Here is a 23,308-nt window from a genome sequence, read left to right on the forward strand (position 1 = left end):
GATTTTGTTTGATTCCTAAAAGTCAGCCTTTAAATGGTTAAATTGATAATTTTATGCCATTAAAAAAGCCACTACATTATCTTTTTTAATGAGTGGCTTTTTTATTGGTTATTTATATTTAATTGATTGTTTTTGGATATTGAATTGGATATACTCCCAAATCTACACGTCTAAGAGTCGACTGAAATTGAGTATTGATAGCATCAATAAATATATTGGCAATCAGGCCATATCCTCTGGCACTTGGATGAATTCCGTCAAGAGAAAAAGCACCACCTGTAACATACGTTGCTGACAATGTATAATTTCCAAAACTAATACCGCCATTAGACAATTGCGCCATAATTGGTCGTGTATCTACAAACGCTAGTCCTTTTGCTTTTGCTACAGCTTCGATAGTAGCATTGTATGCATCTGTAGCTACTTTGATTTCTGTTATTTCAGATTGAATCAAAACGTCTTTGTCCTGCAACGGAAATGTAATTCCAAATTTATCCAAAGGTGCTGGCGGAGCAATTCCCAGACCAGAATTAGCAGCCGTTGGTGCCGTACCAATCACTGTTCTGGTTGGCAAAACAACATAATCTTTAAAAGTACCATCAGATGTTTGTTTTGTTTGTCTTGCCTGACCAAAAACCTGACCATAAAAAGCTGCAGTTTGAGCACCTAATGTTGGTGTAAAAGCCGCTGTTAATTGTGCAGACAAATTGGTCAACGTTTCATCTTTGATTAATAAAGGATTGGCAGCAGTCTCTGAAAGCAAATTGATTCTGTCACCTGCTCCAAAAGCAGTCAAAGCTTGTTTTAGCGGACCGTATAATTGTGTATTTAAAGCTTTTATAGTTGCAACTCCAACAGTAGCGTTTCCGTTCCCTAACAAACTTGATGTAAGTGGGTTATAAGGAACCGTTACAAAATAAGGCAGTGTATTAATATAAGGCAAATTGGCCACTACACCTTTTGCTCCGTTAGCTGTTAAACCCGTTACCAAAGTGTTGTAAACATTTGCAAAAACCGTTGGATCTGTAATATCGTTACCTCCGTAAGTTGCAGGATTTAGGTTTCCTTTTTGATCTTTTCCTATTCCTCCTGAAGAAGCATAACCCAAAACATCATTTCCACCTATCCATAGAGAGAAAAAAGTAGGAGTTTGCACCACCGCATCAGCAAGTACAGTTGTTGAAGGCGAACTTGAGAAACGTGCAAAATAAGGGTTTGCAGTTCCTGTTGCTACACCAGCAACATTACCATAACCAGGAGTAACCAAATGATAACTTTTTGCTCCCGGAACACTCAAGTTATTAAAAGTTCCTGTAAGATGAACACCAACTTCGGTGGTTGGTTTATCTGTTAATGCCACCGGAGCCGATCCATTAAAATACAAACGTGGACCTGCGATAACATTTCCTCCCAATAATAATCCTCCAATATTGTCACTCGTAAAAGGAATTGTAAAAGCACCTCCGCCAGCAGCTGCAAATTGCTGCGATAAAATAGTTGTATAAGCTCCTTCCTGACCTTTTTTGAAAAGTGCACCATCACTATATCCTGCCGCAAAAGAGTCACCAAGCGCTACATATTTTGTAAATACTGCCGTACCGGGAACAACCGGAACCTCTGCCGGAGCAGCATTATCATCATCATTGTTACATGCTACAAAGGTTAAGGAAACCAGCAATAGCCATTTTATATTTTTTATCATGATTTTTTAATTTAAAATTAGTACTTCTTTTTCATTCGTCCTAACAAACTCAAGAACTCAATTTTCCATGTATTATGGATTGATTGTCCAAGAAGCAAACCATTGCTGACCAATTGCTCCCGCACCAATTACCTGAAGATAATCTGAACCGAAAAGATTTGTTGCCCCTACTTTAACAACTGATTTTAATTTTGGAAAAGCATAATTTATCTGAGCATCAAGAACCGTATTTTCCGGAATCATACCATCTCCAAAAGAAGATTGCCATAAATATTCTGTGTTCCATCTTACATTTAGATTAAAACCTAAGTTCTTAGTTACTTTAGAATTTCCTAAAGAAGCTTTAACTCTATGTTTAGGCGTATTAAATCCAGCAATAAAACTAGGATCTTCTGTCTGATCAAAATCAAATTGTGCATAGTTATAATTTACCCCTAACTCAAAATCTTTGTATACTTTCTTTGCCAAACCAACACCAAAACCTAATGATGAAATATTAGCAGTTGTATTAGTATATACCTGATAAACTCTTCTATCGCCAAATCTTATAGCAGCATAAGTTTTTTGAACTTCTGGATCTGCAGCATTGGTTCCAACTGTACCGTAGTATGGTGAAATTACTCTCGAAGTATTCATGAAATCATTATAAATATTGTAGTAAGCATTCAAATCGATTGACAAATCATTTTGAACAACTGAGCGATAACCAATTTCAAAAGCCTGTACTTGTTCCGGCTTAACCAAACCAACATTGGCAACCTTAAGATCTGCAGGATTTGCAGAAAGGCTAAATGCCTGAACAGAGGTCAAAGTATAAGCGTTACGATACGCATTCTGACCTGATAAATTTACTGTAGCAGGAGACCCCAAAGCTTGACCTGCAGCACTCACTGGTTTTGTTTCTGTAAATCGATCTAAATTTTCAGGAGCAGAACCAATTAAAGCAAACGGCCCTAAATCTAAACCAATATATTGATCCTGAGTAGTTGGATTACGGAAACCTGTTTGATAAGACACTCTAAAATTATGTCTTTTTGACTCTCCGCCTGAGTACACAAATGAAACTCTTGGTGATATATTTCCATCAAAATTCTGGCTTTTATCATAACGAAGAGATCCAGTAAACTTCAATCTGTCGTCTAAGAATTTTTTTTGTAATTGCGTGTAAGCACCATATTCTTTATAATCAATTGGACCATCAAAGTCGGTAAAAATAGTTCCTTCAGAATCCATGATGTATTTTCTCCAAGAACCACCTACCTGAATTTCAGCAAACTTAATTAGGTCTTTAAAATTATAATTTAAATCTGAATGATATAATTTTGAGTGATCAATAAATTTTGCCCCTTGTGTTAAATCCGGATTTGCCAACACAGTAGTAAGCGCTTGTTTAAACTGAGCAGAACCTGGCTCAAATCTCGCAGAACCTGTTGGTTTTGGAATAAAAGAAATAGCAGCAGGAAGTACATTATAATCTGCAAAATTTCTTGCGATAGCAGCAGATTGATTTGCATTTGTACCCATAACCGCTCCTGATAATTGGTAAGCAGTTGCATAATTGGTAAACCATTCCTGATCTGATTTTGCAGCTCTATTAACATTCCATGCAGCAAATCTCATGTCGTACGAATTTCCAGCATCTTCATCTGTAGCATAGAATCTGGCAAAAAAGTTTTTCCCTTTTACTTCTACTTTTGCTTGTTGCATCATAAAATCTTTCAAGGCATATCTGTTAGCTCCTTGATAAATTGTACTTCCCAAACCAATTTTATATTGCAAAATAACTTCGGTTTCATCTGCAAAAGGTCTGATATGTGCAGAGAAATCGGCTTTTATATTTTTTACTTTATTGTCTGTCAAATCTTGTTCGCGATAGCCCGTTCTACTTACTTGACCCACATTCGGAATAAAAGTAGTCACCTCGTCTCCGTAAAGATTCAAACCATCATAATTTTGATTTGTTTCACGGCTTACACCTCCAGCTGTCATACTTCTATTATCAGCAGCGATCCACTCTGTCGCTTCCAGATAAGTAAAATTTCCTTTTAAAGCGAAGTGTTTTGTAAATGCTTTTGCAGCTCTAATTCCAAAGTCATTGTAATCATTTCTGCCAGCAGCGTTTTGATTCGTCTGCCCGTATTTATAATAAACACTGATACCTTCGTTGGTAAAAGGACTTTTACTATTCATAAACAAAATTCCATTGAAAGCATTTGCACCATAAAGCGCTGAAGATGCACCTGGCAAAAGTTCGACATTTGCAACATCGATATCAGAAATACCAATTAGATTTCCTAACACGAAGTTTAAGGCTGGGGATGAGTTGTCCATTCCGTCAACCAATTGCATAAAACGAGTATTGGCAACAGATGCGAAACCACGCGTATTGATAGACTTAAACGAAATACTACTGGTATTAAAATGCACCTCTTTTAAGTTTTCTAACCCATCATAAAAAGTGGCAGCAGTCGTGTTCTTAATTTCCTGAATTCCCATTCTTTCGATAGTAACAGGAGATTCTATCACTCTTTCCGGAGTTCTGGATGCCGAAACAACAATTTCATCCAATTTAGTTTCTTCATCTTTTAGCACCACATTGACTTTTTGATCAGCCGAAGTGACATTGATGATCTTAGATTCAAATCCTACCGCCGAAACCTTAAGAGCAAAAGGTGGTTTAGACGTCGTTTTTAAAGCAAAAGTACCGTCAAAATCAGTAGAAGCACCACTTGTACTGCCTACAACATTTACATTGGCACCAGGAATAGATTGGTTGTTACTATCGGTAACGGAACCCGTAATTGTAGTCTGTGCGAAAGAAAATCCACAGAAAAACAAAGACATAATTAGTAAATAAACTCTCATTGGATTTGTTTTTGGTTAGTTTAGATAGCCAAAATAACAAATAATTTTCATATTACTAAAAAAAGGTTAAAAAAAATTAATTATAAACATATTTTTAGCAAGTATTTTAAGTATTCCTCATAACGATTTATTAAATTAATAGCAATAACCGTACATTTAAAACGAGAGATACTATGCATACATATAAATTTTAAGAAAAAAAATGAATATTTCTTAAAAATACATAGTTCATAAAAATAAATTGACAATATAAAAAAACGAGACCTAAATCTCGTTTTTTTAACATTTTTACCAAATTTAAAGAGTTAAGGCATTTTTAAAATTCAATTTTAATACCGATTTGATTACCGCTCGCCACCAAAGTTGTTTTGTACGTAGGCTGATTATTTTCGGCCAAACCATCATTGTATTTGGTCAAAGCCGATTTGACTTTTCTGGTATAACCAATCTTGACAGGAATAGAACCCAAAATCATTGCACCTCCAATAATAGCGGCAGTAAAACTAGTACGCTCTGCTTGTACGGAAGGATAATAACCATTACCAGGATAGGTAGTCACATATTGCTCATCTTTTGTCAATCCAACTAATAAATTGGCGACCACTAGTGCCGAGCCACCATACAGCAGCACATTGCCCCATGTTTTCTTATTTCTTCCCGCATTATACAATGACAGCGCTTCGTTGTTATTTGCCATCAGAGCCCGAACTTCCATCGGATTGATTTTTTTGTTCTCTGCATTATAGACGTTTCCGCCAGTTCTATAAGTAAGCTGTTGAGAGAAGCCGGTTGCAGTTATTATCAGGAAAACTGCTGTGATAATTTTTTTCATAAACGTAAATTAAATGATAAGATTAGAAATAGCTCAAGCAAATAAACATCATAATTTATAAATTTGAAATTTATTTCATAAAAAGTTAAACAAAAAAAGCGAGACCTGGATCTCGCTTTTATTAACACTATAATAAATTTTATTGTATTATTCTACAGTTACGGATTTTGCCAAATTACGTGGCTGATCTACGTTACAACCGCGCATTACAGCGATGTAATACGAAAGCAATTGCAAAGGTATTGTAGTTATTAATGGTGATAATGCATCTGATGTTTCCGGAATTTCGATTACATAATCTGCCAATTCACGAACTTGGGTATCTCCTTTGGTAACCACTGCAATGATTTTGCCACTTCTCGATTTTATCTCCTGAATGTTACTTACAATTTTATCGTAATGCCCTTGTTTAGGAGCAATAACAATAACCGGCATGTGCTCATCAATAAGTGCAATCGGACCATGTTTCATCTCTGCTGCAGGATAACCTTCAGCATGAATATAAGAGATCTCTTTTAGTTTTAAAGCACCTTCTAATGCTACCGGAAAATTATATCCTCGACCTAAATACAGACAATTTGGAGCATCTTTAAAAGCAGCAGCAATTTCTTTTGCTCTGTCATTGGTTTCTAATGCTTCAGCTACTTTTTCAGGAATTATTTCTAATTCTTGCAAATAAGTATGAAAATCTGTGTTTGATAAAGTGCCTTTTGCTTTTCCTAAACGTAAAGCAATCATCGTTAAAACAGTGATTTGCGTTGTAAATGCTTTAGTCGAAGCTACTCCAATTTCGGGACCAGCATGCGTGTAAGCACCTGCATGAGTTTCTCTAGAAATAGAAGAACCTACAACATTACAAACACCAAAAACGAAAGCTCCGTTTTCTTTTGCCAATTTGATAGCCGCCATAGTATCCGCAGTTTCTCCAGATTGAGAAATAGCAATCACCACATCGTCTTTATTGATAATTGGGTTTCTGTATCTAAATTCTGAAGCATATTCTACTTCTACAGGGATGCGGGCGAATTCTTCAAAAATATATTCTGCCACTAATCCTGCGTGCCATGAAGTACCACAAGCTACGATAACAATTCGTTTAGCGTTTAAGAATTTTTCTAAATTATCCTCAACACCTGCCATCTGAACGATTCCTTTATTCGCATTAAGTCTACCTCTGTAGGTATCTTTAATGACACTTGGCTGTTCGTAAATTTCTTTTAGCATGAAATGGTCGTAACCGCCTTTTTCAATTTGCTCCAGATTCATTTGAAGTTCCTGAATATAAGGATCTACCAAAGAATCATCTTTTATTTTTCTAATTTTAAGAGGCTTATGCAATCTTATATTTGCCATCTCTCCATCTTCAAGATAAATAGCATTTGAAGTATACTCGATAAACGGAGAAGCATCAGAGGCTATAAAATATTCACCTTCACCAACACCAATCGCCAATGGGCTACCCAATCTTGCAGCAACCAATTCGTTAGGATTTTTTTTATCAAAAACCGCTATCGCATAAGCACCAACGACTTGATTTAATGCAATTTGAACTGCTTTGCCTAACTTTATATTTTCTTTCTTTTGAACTTCTTCGATCAGATTTACTAAAACTTCTGTATCGGTATCCGAATGAAAAACATAACCTCTTTTGATTAATTCTTCTTTAAGAGGAGCGTAATTTTCGATAATACCATTGTGAATAATAGCCAACTCACCAGAATTAGAAAGATGTGGATGTGAGTTTACATCGTTTGGAACTCCGTGTGTAGCCCAACGAGTATGTCCAATACCAATATTTCCGTTGGTAGTAAAACCATTTTTTGCTTTAGCTTCAAGATCAGCTACCTTACCTTTTGTTTTACAGATTTTAATTCCAGATTCTGCATCATATAGCATCACACCAGCACTATCATATCCTCTGTATTCGAGTCGCTTCAATCCTTTGATTACAATAGGATAAGCCTCTCTATGCCCAATATATCCAACAATTCCACACATATATTTTTATTAATTTGGTTTTGTATAGTAAACTTGAAGTTTTACTTTTTTATCTGCCGAAGCAGCAGTTCCTCCAAATAGTACTGTTCCTGCCTGACTCATTACAGATGCTCTTGGAACTTCTTTAAAATTACTATTGTTGATCGTTTTAGGATCCATTTTACTGGAAGCAACAATGGTAATATCATCCGTTACAACCAAACCTAACTTTACAGCTACTGCTTTGTCATTTTTGATCAAATTACGAATATAACTGGTTAAACGAATTTTATACGTTTTACCCTTTTTGGTAGTAGCATCCAAATTGATGATACCATCATAAATATACTTTGCTCTACGACCATCTGTTGTTAGACTAGAAGTACCATCTGCAATATAATCTACAATAGGGGTGTTATTGGTGGCATCATACAAATAAACCCTTAACGGCTCATCTAAATCTTTCATCTTATCAGAATCGATAGTAAAAACCAGATTTGCCTCATTAACCATCCAACCTTTGGCTTTAATATCTGCCAATTGAGTTGCAAAATCATTCAGCTCAATGATCGCCATAGAACCCTGACCTCCTTTTAGATATAATTTATCATCAGCCACAACATCGTTCTGTGTAGCATCCAAATAGTCAGGCGTTACATTGCTTTCTTCCTGCAAACTAACCGTATTCCCTGTAAGATTCAGAACCAAAGTTTTATTTTCTTTTACATTTTCATCATCTGTAGTAATAGCTGTTTTGGCTTTATAAAAAACGGTAATTTTACCTTTTTTAAAGTCCATCATTGCCGCATTACTATTACTAGAGCCGGATTTTTCTACTTTAAAATACAATCCTCTAAAATAATTTTTAAAAAGATCTGCATTTGCCAAATTCGAAGCTTTTGAAGCATCAAGAAGTTTGGTTTTAAAAAATTCTCTGTTAAGATGTAAACGCATTTCCGGAGGAAATCTTTTCTTCGTTTCTACTTTTGTAGTAGCATCTACTGTTTTTTCAACTATTTCTTTACTGCTAAAGAAAAACTCATCATTCTCCAATTTATTAGAACTGTCGTTTAAGAGTGTTCCTTTTTGACCCTCAAAATCAACATTTTGATTGGTATAGTACAACTGACTTGTTTGCACACTCCCACTCGGATCAAGATCTCTCATGTAATAACCTGATTCATAAACGCTCAGTTTTAATTTTCCGTCGGCAGGACCAAAAACAGAATCCAATACATAAGTAGAATTACCTGTTTCAGAATTTATGATCGTTTTACTTGAAACTACAAAATAAGGAATATTAATAGTAACACTATCTACTTCGACACCTTCGCCAATCGTTGGCGCATATTCTGACAATGCGACCTGAGTATTAAAATTAGCCGTTGTTGTTCCAAAAACAGCATTATCATAAATACCTAAAGGATTTGTATTTAAATTATTAGAAGCTACCGGAGTAACTTTCTGATTGTAAGCGTTAACATCGTAATTTTCTGGTTCCAAACCAAAATGATTATCACCGATTAAAGTATCTCCGATCTCAATAAAATCCTTATCGCAAGAATAGAAAACAACAACCGTGGCAACTAATAGAAGTTTCTTAATAAAAGAAGTATTATACATGTTTAATAATAAAGTTAAAATTTAAAGCCCCATACTCTTGTAGAAATTTGTATACGCCTCGGCGAATGCATCTTTCGTGGCGAAAGGTAAAAAAGGTTTTCCTGAAGATTCTATAAATTTTGTTAAACTTGGCGATACGTTTTCAGAAGCTATAATCACAGCATCAGAATGTAATATGCTCGCTTTAAGGATATTTTCGTAATTAGGCACTTCCAAATCAGCAACTGCGTCATGCGGCACGCCGTCAAATTTTACCTTATTGATCATTTCTAAATCCAGATTTTCATCAAAAGATTGTCCATAAACAGAAGTAACAATTTTCGTTTCAGAGAACAATGCTTCATTTTTATAGTAATGTTTCATGTAAATAGGCAACATCGAAGCCAACCAACCATGCACATGTATAATATCTGGAACCCAGTTGAGTTTTTTTACTGTCTCTACCACTCCTTTTGCAAAAAATATGGCTCTTTCGTCATTATCAGGATACAAAACGCCTTCTTCGTCTGCAAAAGTTGCTTTTCTCTTAAAATATTCATCATTATCAATAAAATAAACTTGAATTCTTTCTTTCGGAATCGAAGCTACTTTGATAATCAATGGCATATCCAAGTCATTTACTACCAAATTCATCCCTGAAAGTCTGATTACTTCGTGTAATTGATGTCTTCTTTCGTTAATATTTCCGTATCTTGGCATGAAAATTCTTATTTGTCCGCCTTGATCATTGATCATTTTTGGAACGTCATAAGACATTAAAGAAACTTCATTTTCAGCCAAATATGGCACGACTTCAGATGATACATATAATATCCTCTTATCTTTCATAATAGTATTTTACTTAATTTTTGGTAATAAAAACGTTGCAAAATTACAAAAATTTATGCAGTTATTAACTAATATATTATGTTTGCACTAAATTTTAATAATACCCTCATGCATATTTTCTACGGTAAAGTAGCCTTGATAGCTTATTTAAAAACTATCAAAACCGCAAATTCAACTATTGGGTTTGTACCAACAATGGGCGCTTTACACCAAGGTCATCTGGCTTTAATGCAACGCTCAATCAAAGAAAATGACGATACTGTGGTGAGTATTTTTGTAAATCCAACGCAATTTAACAATCCTGAAGATTTAGAAAAATATCCCCGAACGCTGGAAGAAGACGTAAAAAAAATGCGTAATCTGAGTGATAAAATCATCCTTTATGCTCCTTCTGTCGAGGATATATACGAAGGACATACGGTTTCTCAGGATTTTGATTTTGATGGTTTAGAAAATCAAATGGAAGGAAAATTCAGACCCGGACATTTTAATGGCGTGGGTACCATAGTAAAACGTTTGTTTGAAATTGTAACACCAACGAACGCTTATTTTGGCGAAAAAGACTTTCAGCAATTGCAAATTGTTAAAAAAATGGTCGAAAAGAACCACATGCCAGTACATGTTGTAGGCTGTCCTATTTTTAGAGAAGACAACCAATTGGCGATGAGTTCCCGAAACGAGCGCCTGACTTCTGAAGAAAGAAAAAAAGCTTCGATTATCTACAAAACTCTGACGCAAGCCCAAGAAATATTCGCAAAAGAAAGCCCAGAAGCTACTATTGAGTTTGTACAAAATGCATTCAAAGACAACGAAATGTTTGAGTTGGAATATTTTGTAATAGCTGATGAATCGACATTATTACCCATCGATCATAAGAGTAAAGACAAAAAGTACCGCGCATTTATAGCAGTATTTGTTAATTCTATAAGGCTGATTGATACCATTTCATTAAATTAATTTACCTTTGCACCATGCAAATTCAAGTTTTAAAATCAAAAATTCATCGTGTAAAAGTAACGGGAGCCGATTTAAATTATATTGGCAGTATTACTATTGACGAAACTTTACTGGAAGCCTCTAACATTATTGAAGGTGAAAAAGTATCTATTGTAAACATTAATAATGGTGAACGCTTTGAAACGTATGCTATAAAAGGCCAGAAAAATTCAGGCGAAATTACCCTGAACGGACCTGCTGCCAGAAAAGTACAGAAAGACGACATTATTATCATCATTTCTTATGCAACTTTGGATTTTGAAGAAGCCAAAACCTTCAAACCATGGATTGTTTTCCCTAATGAAAACGATAATTCGTTAACGTAAATTCTCTTTTACACATATAATATCCTTTATTCGTCAAAATTATTTTTGATCGAATGACGTTTTGTTTGTCTTAAATTTCACGGCTTTTTTAAATCACATTGTTATCAAAAAGCAAATAAAGTATTATATTGGTACCTTATTTTAATACTTTTTAATTTACTGAAATGCCTCAAATCATGAAAAAAGTTTACCTTTTGCTTGCCTTAATTTCGGTTTCGGTTTTCGCACAGAAAAAATTTGATAATATTAAATCTGAAAAACTGGGAACAGAGAGAAGAATAACCATCGGACTTCCCGCTTCTTACGAATCAAATCCAACAAAAAAATACCCTGTTTTATATTTGTTAGACGGTGATTATCTTTTTGATCCTTTTTCCGGGAATTTAAGCTACGGTTCGTACTGGGATGATTTGCCAGAAATGATCATTATCGGGATTCATCAAAACAAAGAAGAAGAGCGTTATGATGACACTACAATTGACGAAATCACGGGGTTGCCGTTTGAAAAAGGTGCTCAGTTTTTTGAATTTGTCGGCGCAGAATTAATTCCGTATATCGAAAAAAAATACCGCACAACTCCTTTCAGAATCGTTGCCGGACACGATACTACCGCTAGTTTTATCAATTTTTATTTGTACAAAGAGCAGCCAATTTTTAACGCCTACATTTGCTTTAGCCCAGAACTTGCCCCAAAAATGGAAGTTAGGATTCCAGAAAAATTTGCCAAAATTACAGAACCTGTTTTTTATTACATTTCTGTTGCCGATGGCGATAACAAAAAGCTAAAAGAACCTATAGAAAAATTAGACAGCAATATTAAAATCGCAAATAATCCGTTAGTTAATTATAAGTACGATGTATTTAAAAACACAACGCATTATACACAGGTTCTACATGCAATTCCGAGCGCTTTGTATCAAATTTTTGAAGCCTATCGTCCGATAAATTCAGAGGAATACAATAATAAAATTGTGGTGCTTCAATCTGGATTCGCCGATTATTTAGAAAATAAATATGCCGTAATGTCTAAAATGATGGGTATTGAAGTTCCTGTTAGGATGAGTGATTTTAAAGTAATTGAAAATTTAATTTTAAAAAACAAAGCTTACGACGAATTAGGAAAAATGGCCGAAATTGCCAATGTTACCTACCCGAAAGCAATGTTGGGCGAATACGAATTAGGATTGATGTACGAAAAAATGGACGACCCGAAAAGAGCGTCTAAAAAATATCAAAATGCTTCTCAAATGGAACCAATTGGTGATTTGAATAAAGATTTGATGTATGAAAAAATCGATCAAATGAATACACTTGCAAAAAAAACCAAATAATGTCTAAAGTAAAAACTTCCTTTTTTTGTCAGAATTGCGGCACCCAATACGCCAAATGGCAAGGACAATGCAATGCCTGCAAAGAATGGAATACGATTGCCGAAGAAATTATCCAAAAGCAAGAAAAAGTCGCTTGGAAAAGCGAACCAGCTTCCAGCAGCAAAGCGCCTCGCCCATTAAAAATTAACGAAATAGATTCGACGCAGGAAGTACGAATGGATACAACCGATGGCGAATTGAATCGTGTTCTGGGTGGCGGAATCGTTCCGGGATCTTTGACTCTTTTAGGCGGTGAACCCGGTATTGGAAAAAGTACCCTTTTGCTTCAGATTTCTCTGAAATTGCCTTATAAAACGCTTTATGTTTCGGGTGAAGAAAGCCAGAAACAAATTAAGATGCGTGCCGAAAGAATCACGCCCAACAGCGACAATTGTTATATTTTGACGGAAACAAAAACGCAAAATATTTTCAAGCAAATTGAAGCCATTCAGCCCGAAATAGTGATTATCGACTCTATTCAGACTTTACATACCGATTATATAGAATCTACCGCCGGAAGTATTTCTCAGATTAGAGAAACTACGGCCGAGTTGATCAAATTTGCCAAAGAAACCAATATCCCAGTTATTTTAATTGGACATATTACCAAAGACGGTAACATCGCCGGCCCGAAAATTCTGGAACACATGGTGGATACTGTTTTGCAATTTGAGGGTGATCGTAATCATGTGTATCGTATTCTGCGATCGCTAAAAAACCGTTTTGGCTCAACAGCCGAACTGGGAATTTACGAAATGCTGGGCAGTGGTTTACGGGAAGTTTCAAACCCGTCTGAAATATTGATTTCGCACAAAGACGAAGAAATGTCCGGAACTGCAATTGCCACAACGATGGAGGGCATGCGCCCGTTGATGATCGAAATACAATCTCTGGTGAGCACCGCAGTTTACGGAACACCACAACGAAGCACAACAGGTTACAACGCCAAAAGGCTGAACATGATTTTGGCGGTTTTAGAAAAAAGAGCCGGATTTCGTTTAGGCGCAAAAGATGTGTTTCTAAATGTTACTGGCGGAATTTCAGTAGATGATCCCGCAATTGACTTAGCGGTTGTCGCTGCCATATTATCGTCCAACGAAGACATTCCGGTAACCAAAGGATTCTGTTTTGCGGGAGAAGTAGGTTTATCGGGAGAAATTCGCCCTGTAAACCGCGTCGATCAGCGCATTCAGGAAGCCGAAAAATTAGGATTCAACACGATATTTGTATCCAAATACAACAAAATTGCATTAAAAAATACAGGAATCAAAATAGAACTCGTTACCAAAATTGAAGACGTCGCCAGTATTCTTTTTGGGTAGTTTTTACAAAACCTTCTTTATGAAATTTCCAAAACAAAAAATAACCAAAGCACTCTCAATACTTGTACTGGTATTGCTGGTGCTTTTTTTAGGATTTTACTTTTTTCGGAATTCGCTTTTAAAACAAGCCATTGCCAAAGTCACCCACAAAATGAGCGTGGACTATGATAGTGTTTTCTCTGTAGAATCGGCTTCTTTTGAGGGATTATCCGGCATAAAACTAACCAATGTGGTTCTGGTTCCCCGAAATGCGGACACACTTTTTAATATCAAAAAAATAGAAACCACTATCAATTTATCCAGTTTACTGGTTGGCGATGTCCAGATCGGCACTTTGAAAGTAAATGACGGTTACGTACAATTGGTCAAAAAAGTAAAAGTGCGCAATTTTGATGCTTTTCTAAAAAAAGATACCACTGAAAAAGACACCAACGAAAAAAGAAAATACGCAACAATAGCTTACCGAATTATTTCGAAACTACTAAATCTCGTTCCAACCGACATGAAACTGGAACGTTTGAATTTTAAAATTAATGACAATGGCAAAACAGCCTCAATTGCGATCAATACACTTGTTTTAAGCAATAAACAGCTCGAAACAACGCTACATGTTCAGAGCAAGGATTTTGACCAGCGCTGGAATATAAAAGGCTTTGCCGACCCTCGTAATAAAAAAGCCGATATTCGCTTTTTTAATGTAGATACGGGAGCGATTAAAGTGCCGTATCTGGATGAAAGATACAATTTGAAAGCCAGCTTCGATTCTATACGACTGAATGTTGAAAACATCGAAAAAGACGGAAGCGAACTGCACATTGATGGCTTTACTTCTATCGCCAACTTAAAAATCAACCATCCCAAAATTGCTAGCAAAGATGTGGTCATCAAAAATGCGCGTTTTGATTATCGCTTTTTACTCGGTGACGATTTCATTTCGATCGACAGCACTTCGTCTATGACGCTAAACAAAATAAAAGTGCGTCCTTATGTTTCGTACAATACCGAATCGGATACGGTTTATACTTTAAAAGTCGACATTCCAAAAATGCAGGCGCAGGATTTTATTGTTTCGTTGCCTGAAGGCTTGTTTACACATTTTCAAGGCATGGAAGCTACTGGTAATTTTAATTATAATTTAGACTTTAAATTCAATAAAAACAAGCCCAATACGCTGGTTTTCGATAGTAAACTAAACAAAGAAAACCTAAAAATCACGAAATACGGCGAGGCAAATCTTAACAAATTAAACGGCGAATTTGTGTATCGCGCCATCATACAAAATGTGTTGCAAAGACCTGTTTTGGTCGGCAATGCAAATCCAAATTACACTCCTTTGGATCAAATTTCGCCTTATTTGCGCAAATGCGTGCTGACTACAGAAGACCCTTCGTTTTTCTCGCATCGCGGTTTTATCAATGAAGCTTTTAAACAGTCGATTCTAAAAAATATTCGAACCAAAAAATTCTCTCGTGGCGCTAGTACGATCAGTATGCAATTGATCAAAAATGTATTTTTAACTCGAGAAAAAACACTTTCGCGTAAGCTGGAAGAAATTTTACTCGTGTATATTCTAGAGAACAATCGCGTGGTAAGCAAGGAAAGAATGCTCGAAGTATATTTTAATATTATCGAATGGGGGCCTAATGTTTACGGCATTGGCGAAGCAAGTCATTTTTATTTCCAGAAAAGTCCGGCAGATTTGAGTTTGAATGAATGTTTGTTCCTGGCCACGATTATTCCGAAACCCAGAAAATTCATGTATCAGTTTAACGATCAGGGAAATTTGAAAGACTACGCAATAAAGAACCAAAAGTTTTTAAGCAGCTTAATGTTACGTCGTGGCGTTTTGATTCCAGAAGATACTGTTTTTCAATCGCCGGTTTATGTTTCTGGAAATGCACGATCGTTATTGCGCATTAAAACCTTAGACTCAACAGCAATTCCGTTAGATTCTTTGTCAACCGATAGCGAGTTTGATCTTTAGATTTTATGATCATTTATCGTAATTCAGCAAATTTTCAGTACTTATAAAACTGTGATGCTTTATTTAATTTTGAAAGTATCAGCAAAAGAAAATAATTCGCAAAGCGAAAAAATTTTAAAAACAAATTCCACTAATTATCACAACATTCAGTGACAAATTAGTGGAATTTTCAATTATTCTAAAATTAAAATTATTATGGTGCCGGATCCGGAATAATAGCTTGAACAGCATCAATTTCGGATAGAATCTCCTTAGAAAGTGTGACATCAATTGTATCAATATTTTCTTTTAATTGTTCTAAAGTCGTAGCACCAATAATTGCGCTGGTAAGAAATGGCTGTTGCAATACAAAACCCATTGCGAGCTCTGTAAGCGTCATACCGTGTTTTTTAGCAATTTCATTGTACAAACGAGTTGCTTGTGTGCATTGCTCGCTATTGTAGCGCGTGTATTGTGGAAAAAGATTGATTCTAGCGTTTGGATGCTGTTCTCCTGTCAAGAATTTACCTGTCAAAACACCAAATGCTAAAGGAGAATAAGCCAATAAACCCAAATTTTCATGAAGCGCTACTTCTGAAGAACCTACTTCGAAAAGACGATTTAATAACGAATACGGATTTTGAACAGTTTTGATTCGTGGCAGATTCTGGTATTTACTTTCTTCCAGAAAACGCATCATTCCCCAGGCATTTTCATTAGAAACACCAATATGTTTTATTTTTCCTTCTTTGATTAACCCATCAAAAGTTTCCAGAACGCCTCTAAAATTATCTTCCCACTCATAGTCCTGAACTTTAAAAGCACGTTGTCCGAAAGTATTGGTTTTACGCTCTGGCCAATGCATTTGATACAAATCGATGTAATCTGTCTGCAGTCTTTTTAAGCTATTTTCTAAAGCAAATTTGATACTTGCAGGCGAGAAATCCAGTTTTTCGCGCATGTACCCAAAATTAGCGTTTGGACCTGCAATTTTAGATGCCAAAACCACTTTGTCACGATTGCCTGATTTTTTAAACCAGGTTCCTATAATTTTTTCGGTGCTTCCGTAAGTAGCTTCACTTGCCGGAACCGAGTACATTTCGGCGGTATCAAAAAAATTCACACCTCTTTCAAGGGCATAATCCATTTGGGCGTGACCTTCTACTTCTGAGTTTTGTTGACCAAAAGTCATCGTACCAAGGCAAATTTTACTAACTTTTATATCGGTATGGGGTAAAGTGGTGTATTTCATTTTTTTTAAGGTTCTGAGTTGCTAAGATTCTTAGGTTCTAAGTTTACTTGTTTCGATTTTAAAGTCTCAAAGATACAAAGGCATTGATAAACCACTAACAAGACAAAAGTTAAAAAAACTAAAAGGTTTCTTTCAGGTACTAATGTTCTAAGATGCTAAGCTTTTGCTTGAGTATTGAAACTCAAAATACATTACTGTATTTTTCAAGAAAGAAAAATCCAATAAAAAATTCCAAATCCCAGGTGTTAATTTGGAATTTGGAATTTATAAATTGGAATCTTAGTAACTTAGCACCTTAGACACTTAGCAGCTTAATTAATACTATTCAACATTTCAGCAATTTCATCCAATCTTGGCGTTAAGATGATTTCGATTCTACGGTTTTTTGCTTTTCCTTCTGGAGTTGCGTTGCTGGCAAGAGGAGAATATTCGCTGCGTCCTGCGGCCGTAAGTTTTTGTTTGTTGATTTTTTTGTTTTCGGCCAAAATATTTACAATTGCGGTGGCTCTTTTGGTCGATAAATCCCAGTTGTCTGCGATAGGTCCAGAACCTGCATACGGATCATCATCTGTGTGACCTTCGATCAATACCGACAAATCTGGATTGTCACCTAAAACTTTTGCAAGCTCTACAACCGCTTTTCTACCTTCGGTACCAACGGCCCAACTTCCTGAATTGAAAAGCAATTTGTTTTCCATAGAAACATATACTTTCCCGTTTTTCTGTTCTACGGTAAGACCTTTTCCTTCAAAACCATTCAAAGCTTTAGAAAGTGTTTCTTTTAGTTTGCGCATCGCAGCTTCTTTAGCTGCAATCATGGCTTCTAATTCGTTTAAGCGGTTGGCGGTTTTATCTAAACGAGCTTGTTCTTCGGCTAGTTTTTTGGATTTTGCTTCTAATTGTGCCAACAAATCACGGTTTTTAGCCATATTACTTTCTAAGGCATCGTTGCTGTTTTTTTCTAGCGCTTTATACGAATCTTCTAAAACCTTATATTTTTTTTGCTCTGCAAGTAAATCTGCTTTTTGTTTAGCAAGATCTGCTTTTGTAGCGTTTAAATCTTTGTTCAGGCTGTCGCGATCTAATTCTAATTGATTTTTTGCTTTTTGTAATTCGGCATTTTCATCTGCAACGGCGCGATTTTCTTTCTTTAAATCTGAATATTTGTTTTCCAGATCGTTGTATATTTTCTTGGATACACATGAAGTTGTGGATAAGGCTAAAAGTAGCAATCCGATCGAAGCTTTTTTTATCATTTGATTTTTGTTTTTATTTGGGGCTTGATTAATAATTTAAAATGTCATGTTTGCAAAAGTGCCCTAGCCCTGATGGGAGCGACATCCTTTTTGTTTTTTCTTTAAAAACAAAAAGATATAGTGAACAGCAGGAAACAGCTCCTGAAATTTAATATCGGGCAACTTTTTAATGCCCTTTCGAAGCATTTTTTAGCAATAACAGTACCAAAGTTACTCAATTTCGACTAAAACCGGGCAATGATCTGAGTGCATCGCATTAGGTAAGATAACGGCACGTTTGAGTTTATGTTGCAAAGAATCGCTCACTAAATTGTAATCGATACGCCAGCCTTTGTTGTTTCCGCGGGCTCCGGCACGATAACTCCACCACGAATAATGGTGGGGATCTTTGTTGAAATGACGAAAACTATCGACAAAACCTGACTTCATAAAACCGTCTAACCAGGCACGTTCCTGAGGCAAAAATCCTGAAACGGTTTTGTTGCGAACGGGATCGTGAATATCGATTGCCTCGTGGCAAATATTGTAATCGCCGCAAATGATCAGGTTTGGAATGGTGATTTTTAGTTCGTTGATGTAGGTTTGAAAATCATCCATAAACATAAATTTATGATCCAGACGCTCTATGTTAGTCCCAGAAGGTAAATACAAACTCATAACCGAAAACGCATCAAAATCGACACGAAGGTTACGCCCTTCAAAATCCATGTGCTGAATTCCGGTTCCGAAAACGACATTGTTGGGTTTTATTTTAGACAAAATAGCTACTCCACTGTAGCCTTTTTTGGTCGCAGGATAATAGTATTGGTATGGATAACCCGCAGCAGTAATTGCCTCTACGGGAATCTGATCCTGTGTGGCTTTTATTTCCTGAAGGCAAATAACATCAGGGCTAGCATGTTGCAACCAGTCGATGAATCCTTTGGCGATCGCAGCGCGTATTCCGTTAACATTATAAGAAATAATTTTCATTTCGGCTTTTTTTTAAGAATTTCAAAAGTAATAAAAAAGTGTAAAGTTTGTGTTCGAAACGACGAAAAGTAGAGTTTTTTGTTATCTTTGTTCGCTGCTCTAATAAATTAAAAATAGTACATGGGTTTAGTTACCGCGAAAGAAGTTGCAAAAGCGATAAATGTTGATAAGTACGGAGTTTTAGGTACTTTTTCAGGCTGGATGCTTATGAAGGTACTTAAGATATCTACCCTTAATAAAATATACGACCACAACAAACATTTAGAAGACGTAGCTTTTTTAAATGGAGTTCTGGATGAATTGCAAATTAAGTTTGAAATTCCTGAAGAAGATCTAAAACGCTTGCCTAAAGAAGGTGCTTATATTACTATTTCGAATCATCCACTGGGAGGAATCGATGGTATATTACTTTTGAAATTAATGCTCGAAAGAGAACCCAACTTCAAGATTATCGCCAACTTTTTATTGCACCGCATTGTTCCGCTCAAGAAATACATCATGCCTGTAAATCCTTTTGAAAATCATAAGGATGCCAAATCAAGTGTGGTGGGAATCAAAGAAACCCTGCGCCATTTAAGTGATGGCAAACCTTTAGGGATTTTTCCAGCCGGTGAAGTTTCGACGTACAGAGACGGAAAATTGGTCGTAGATAAACCTTGGGAAGAAGGCGCTTTGAAATTAATTCGCAAAGCGAAAGTTCCGGTTGTACCGATTTATTTTCATGCTAAAAACAGCAGATTATTTTACTGGTTATCAAAGATTGATGATACGCTTCGTACCGCAAAATTACCCTCAGAACTGCTCACGCAAAAAGACCGTGTGATCAAGGTACGTATTGGGAAACCTATTTCTGTAAACGAGCAAAACGAGTTTGAAACGTTTGAAGATTACTCGGAATTTTTAAGAAAAAAAACCTATATGCTTGCCAATCCTTTCGAAAAGGAAAGCAAATTACTGGATGCTGCAAGCCTTAAAATACCAAAAGCACCAAAGAAAATCGTGACACCGGCAAGCGAATCTCACATGATAGACGAGGTGAACTCGCTGCGCAACAGTGATTGTCGTTTGTTACAAAGCAAAAACTACGAAGTATTTTTTGCAAGCGCAAAATCGGTTCCGAATATCTTACATGAAATTGGTCGTCTTCGCGAAATTACTTTCCGTGAAGTAGGCGAAGGAACCAACGAATCGATTGACTTAGATAAATTTGATCAATATTATCACCACATGTTTTTGTGGGATGATGAAACCAAAAAAATAGCCGGAGCCTACCGCATGGGATTGGGTTCTGAAATCTATCCAAAATACGGAATTGAAGGTTTTTACTTGAATGATCTTTTTAGATTCGAGCCCGAATTGCACGATATGATGCACAAATCTATCGAAATGGGCCGTGCCTTTATCGTAAAAGAGTACCAGCAAAAGCCAATGCCGCTGTTTTTATTATGGAAAGGAATCATTCATACCACATTGCGTTATCCTGAACACAAATACCTGTTAGGTGGCGTGAGCATTAGCAATCAGTTTTCTGATTTCTCTAAATCGCTAATGATTGAATTTATGAAATCCAACTATTACGATCCTTATGTAGCACAATACATTCATCCTAAAAAAGCCTATAAAGTAAAACTGAAAGACGCTGATAAAGACTTTATTTTTGATGAAGCCGAATCTGATTTGAATAAATTTGATAAAATCATTGACGAATTAGAACCAGGAAATTTACGTTTGCCTGTACTGATTAAGAAATACATCAAGCAAAATGCACGTGTGGTAGCTTTTAATGTTGATCCGCTGTTTAACAACGCCATCGATGGCTTGATGTACATCAGGATCGCAGATATCCCGGAAAGCACTATGAAACCGGTTATAGAAGAATTTCAAATAGAATTAGAACGCAAATTATCTGAAAAAGAAGATATTATTTAAGATTTGATATAAAAAGAAAAAGCCTTTTCATTAATTTGAAAAGGCTTTTTTATGTTTTAGAACCAAGGTTTTTTACCAACTTGATACGTTTGATAAAAATCATCATCACTCTTCGTCAAATATATTATACCTTCAATAAATCCAACTATTCCTGCTGCTCCACAAGTTACAACACTCAGGACGATTTGAATAATTCCTTCTTTAGTATATCCTAAAATAAACTTATGAATCCCTAAGTATCCGAAAATGATACCTAAAACTCCAGCTAAAACTTTTTTGTTTTCTGGTTTTACAGTTTGTGGAGTATTCCACGTTTCTTCTGGTTTTGTGTTTTCCATTATATATGATTTAAATTATTGTACTTCAACACTTCCTATTTCACTAATTTGATCAGTTTCATTTTTAGGATCTGGTCCATATTGATTTGATCCTGCATCTCCCTCAGTACAAAATAAAATTAGAATCCAAATAGGACCAACTAATGGAATAAAAGAAACAAAATAAAACCAACCGCTTTTGTTAACATCATGCAATCTCCTAGCGACAACACCCAAAGTAGGAATTAGAGTTGCTAATGTATACAACAAGAAAAGGGCATATCCTACCATAACTCCTGTAACTCCATCACCGAATAAACCACCCACTGCTCCACCTAATATCATCAATGCAATCGAAATTAATCCGTTTGCAAGTGCAAAATACCAATATTCACTTCTTCTCGCACGTCCTTTAAAGTTTGCATAGTTTTCAAAAACTACCTTTTTGTACCATTCAATCATAATTAATAAATTAGTTAGTTAATCCCTACTCTTATGGATTTTCGGTTACTCCTTTTTTTAAAATTTTGTTAAAATTCGGAAACAATATTAAAAAAAAATAACTTTAAAAACTAATTCAGCTCTTTACTTTTTGAGAAAAAACCTGTTATTAATAACTTAACAAACCTTCAAAAGTTCTAACACCCTATTATTATTGACTTTACTTCGAATATAATTTTTTAATTTTATCTACGATCACTTGAGCAAGACGTTCGTGACTTTCAAAAGTCCATCCTGCAATATGAGGCGTTAGCAAAACATTTTTGGCATCTAACAAATACTGAAAAGCTTCGGGAGTATTTTTATCCTGAAAAAGTGTTTCAAAAGACAGCTTCTCGTACTCTAAAACATCCAAGCCAGCCCCTAAGACCTTTTTCGACTTCATCGCTGTCACTAAATCTGCGGTAACTATATTTTTACCTCGAGATGTGTTGATGATCCAAAATGGCTTTTTAAACGCATTTACAAACACACTGTTGACCATTTTATCGGTTTCTGGTGTCCAAGGAAGGTGCAAGCTCAAAACATCTGCTTTTTGCTGCAATTCTTCTAATGAAACTTGTCTGGCATTTTCGTCGCCTACATTTTCAAGAATATCGTAACATAAAACTTCTACCTCAAAGCCTCGTAGTTTTTTAGCGAAAGCCTTCCCCATGTTTCCGTAACCAATAATGCCTACAGTTTTCCCGTCTAATTCGTGACCGCGATTGCTTTCGCGATTCCACTGTCCCGATTTTATTTCGGCGTCAGCCTGATTCAAATTATTAAAAAGAGACAAAATAACTCCTAATGTGTGTTCTGCAACAGCGTTGCGATTACCTTCTGGAGCCGGAATTAAATGTATTCCTTTGGCCTCGGCATACTCACAATCGATACTTTCTAAACCTGCGCCAACTCTGGCAATAAACTGCAAATTGGGTGCCTTGTCGAGGAAGGTTTTATCAATTTTAAAACGGCTGCGAATAACGATTCCATTGTACTCGTGAATTATATTTTCAATTTCTTCTTTTGAAGATTTAAAATCTGCGTGATTTTCAAAACCCGCTTCTTCTAGTTGATTCCAAAGAACAGGATGATTGCTATCGATATGTAAAATTTTGATGCTCATTATTTAAAATTTAGAAACACAAAAATACAGTATATTCTTTTGTTATAAAGCAACGTTAGTTTGTATTTGAGGCAAAAGCAAGTCAATTTGTTTTTTATCAATCGCAATTTATTTAACTTTGAAAAACTGCGCCCTTTTTGGGCATTTTGAACTTTTTGAAACGTATTTT

The 23,308-nt window shown here is 35.8% G+C and carries 18 protein-coding genes; 6 read left to right on the forward strand and 12 right to left on the reverse strand.

Annotation, left to right across the window (positions count from 1 at the left end; all coding sequences use genetic code 11):
- Positions 1–118: 118 nt before the first annotated feature.
- From LNP22_RS04450 to LNP22_RS04475, 6 genes are all read right to left on the reverse strand, one after another.
- Complete coding sequence (locus LNP22_RS04450) at positions 119–1,702, reverse strand: SGNH/GDSL hydrolase family protein (protein WP_229975519.1); 1,584 nt, start codon at positions 1,700–1,702, stop codon at positions 119–121.
- Between the two features lie 72 nt (positions 1,703–1,774).
- Positions 1,775–4,567, reverse strand: a complete 2,793-nt coding sequence (locus LNP22_RS04455) for a TonB-dependent receptor (RefSeq protein ID WP_229975520.1) — start codon at positions 4,565–4,567, stop codon at positions 1,775–1,777.
- 316 nt (positions 4,568–4,883) lie between these two features.
- Positions 4,884–5,399, reverse strand: a complete 516-nt coding sequence (locus LNP22_RS04460) for a hypothetical protein (protein WP_229975521.1) — start codon at positions 5,397–5,399, stop codon at positions 4,884–4,886.
- 147 nt (positions 5,400–5,546) lie between these two features.
- On the reverse strand, positions 5,547–7,397 hold the full coding sequence (glmS, locus tag LNP22_RS04465) for a glutamine--fructose-6-phosphate transaminase (isomerizing) (RefSeq protein ID WP_229975522.1): 1,851 nt from the start codon (positions 7,395–7,397) through the stop codon (positions 5,547–5,549).
- Positions 7,398–7,406: 9 nt separating this feature from the next.
- The gene (bamH, locus tag LNP22_RS04470) at positions 7,407–8,999 is read right to left on the reverse strand and encodes a BamH family beta-barrel-assembly machinery protein (RefSeq protein ID WP_229975523.1); all 1,593 of its coding nucleotides are present in this window, start codon (positions 8,997–8,999) and stop codon (positions 7,407–7,409) included.
- 21 nt (positions 9,000–9,020) lie between these two features.
- A complete protein-coding gene (locus LNP22_RS04475; protein WP_210666032.1) occupies positions 9,021–9,827 on the reverse strand; it encodes a glycogen/starch synthase in 807 nt (268 codons plus the stop codon).
- A gap of 78 nt (positions 9,828–9,905) precedes the next feature.
- Here LNP22_RS04475 and panC point away from each other — a divergent pair, with 78 nt between their 5' ends.
- From panC to LNP22_RS04500, 5 genes are all read left to right on the forward strand, one after another.
- The gene (gene panC / locus LNP22_RS04480; RefSeq protein WP_229975524.1) at positions 9,906–10,784 is read left to right on the forward strand and encodes a pantoate--beta-alanine ligase; all 879 of its coding nucleotides are present in this window, start codon (positions 9,906–9,908) and stop codon (positions 10,782–10,784) included.
- A 14-nt stretch (positions 10,785–10,798) separates the two neighbouring features.
- Positions 10,799–11,149, forward strand: coding sequence for an aspartate 1-decarboxylase (panD, locus tag LNP22_RS04485; protein WP_210666030.1), 351 nt, complete (start codon positions 10,799–10,801; stop codon positions 11,147–11,149).
- A gap of 176 nt (positions 11,150–11,325) precedes the next feature.
- Positions 11,326–12,480, forward strand: a complete 1,155-nt coding sequence (locus LNP22_RS04490) for an alpha/beta hydrolase (RefSeq protein ID WP_210666029.1) — start codon at positions 11,326–11,328, stop codon at positions 12,478–12,480.
- The gene (gene radA, locus LNP22_RS04495) at positions 12,480–13,841 is read left to right on the forward strand and encodes a DNA repair protein RadA (protein ID WP_229975525.1); all 1,362 of its coding nucleotides are present in this window, start codon (positions 12,480–12,482) and stop codon (positions 13,839–13,841) included. Before LNP22_RS04490 ends, radA begins: the two co-directional genes overlap by 1 nt.
- A 19-nt stretch (positions 13,842–13,860) precedes the next feature.
- A complete protein-coding gene (locus LNP22_RS04500) occupies positions 13,861–15,825 on the forward strand; it encodes a transglycosylase domain-containing protein (RefSeq protein ID WP_229975526.1) in 1,965 nt (654 codons plus the stop codon).
- 193 nt (positions 15,826–16,018) lie between these two features.
- On the opposite strand, the gene LNP22_RS04505 is transcribed toward LNP22_RS04500, so the two are convergent.
- From LNP22_RS04505 to LNP22_RS04515, 3 genes are all read right to left on the reverse strand, one after another.
- Positions 16,019–17,056 carry an aldo/keto reductase gene (locus LNP22_RS04505; protein ID WP_229975527.1) on the reverse strand — a complete coding sequence of 346 codons (1,038 nt, stop codon included), beginning with the start codon at positions 17,054–17,056 and terminating at the stop codon, positions 16,019–16,021.
- A gap of 311 nt (positions 17,057–17,367) precedes the next feature.
- On the reverse strand, positions 17,368–18,312 hold the full coding sequence (locus LNP22_RS04510) for an OmpA/MotB family protein (RefSeq protein ID WP_229975528.1): 945 nt from the start codon (positions 18,310–18,312) through the stop codon (positions 17,368–17,370).
- A 210-nt stretch (positions 18,313–18,522) separates the two neighbouring features.
- A complete protein-coding gene (locus LNP22_RS04515; protein WP_229975529.1) occupies positions 18,523–19,284 on the reverse strand; it encodes an exodeoxyribonuclease III in 762 nt (253 codons plus the stop codon).
- A gap of 120 nt (positions 19,285–19,404) precedes the next feature.
- Here LNP22_RS04515 and LNP22_RS04520 point away from each other — a divergent pair, with 120 nt between their 5' ends.
- Positions 19,405–21,213: a GNAT family N-acyltransferase gene (locus LNP22_RS04520; RefSeq protein ID WP_229975530.1), complete on the forward strand. Its 1,809-nt coding sequence runs from the start codon at positions 19,405–19,407 to the stop codon at positions 21,211–21,213.
- A 56-nt stretch (positions 21,214–21,269) separates the two neighbouring features.
- Here the strand turns inward: LNP22_RS04520 and LNP22_RS04525 are convergent, their stop codons facing one another.
- From LNP22_RS04525 to LNP22_RS04535, 3 genes are all read right to left on the reverse strand, one after another.
- Positions 21,270–21,551 (reverse strand): TM2 domain-containing protein, encoded by a 282-nt coding sequence (locus tag LNP22_RS04525; protein WP_229975531.1) that lies wholly within the window; start codon positions 21,549–21,551, stop codon positions 21,270–21,272.
- Positions 21,552–21,566: 15 nt separating this feature from the next.
- The gene (locus tag LNP22_RS04530; protein WP_229975532.1) at positions 21,567–21,992 is read right to left on the reverse strand and encodes a DUF805 domain-containing protein; all 426 of its coding nucleotides are present in this window, start codon (positions 21,990–21,992) and stop codon (positions 21,567–21,569) included.
- 199 nt (positions 21,993–22,191) lie between these two features.
- Positions 22,192–23,139 carry a 2-hydroxyacid dehydrogenase gene (locus tag LNP22_RS04535; RefSeq protein WP_229975533.1) on the reverse strand — a complete coding sequence of 316 codons (948 nt, stop codon included), beginning with the start codon at positions 23,137–23,139 and terminating at the stop codon, positions 22,192–22,194.
- Positions 23,140–23,308: the final 169 nt, after the last annotated feature.

The organism is Flavobacterium flavipigmentatum (assembly GCF_020911905.1).
Taxonomy (GTDB): Bacteria; Bacteroidota; Bacteroidia; order Flavobacteriales; family Flavobacteriaceae; genus Flavobacterium; species Flavobacterium flavipigmentatum.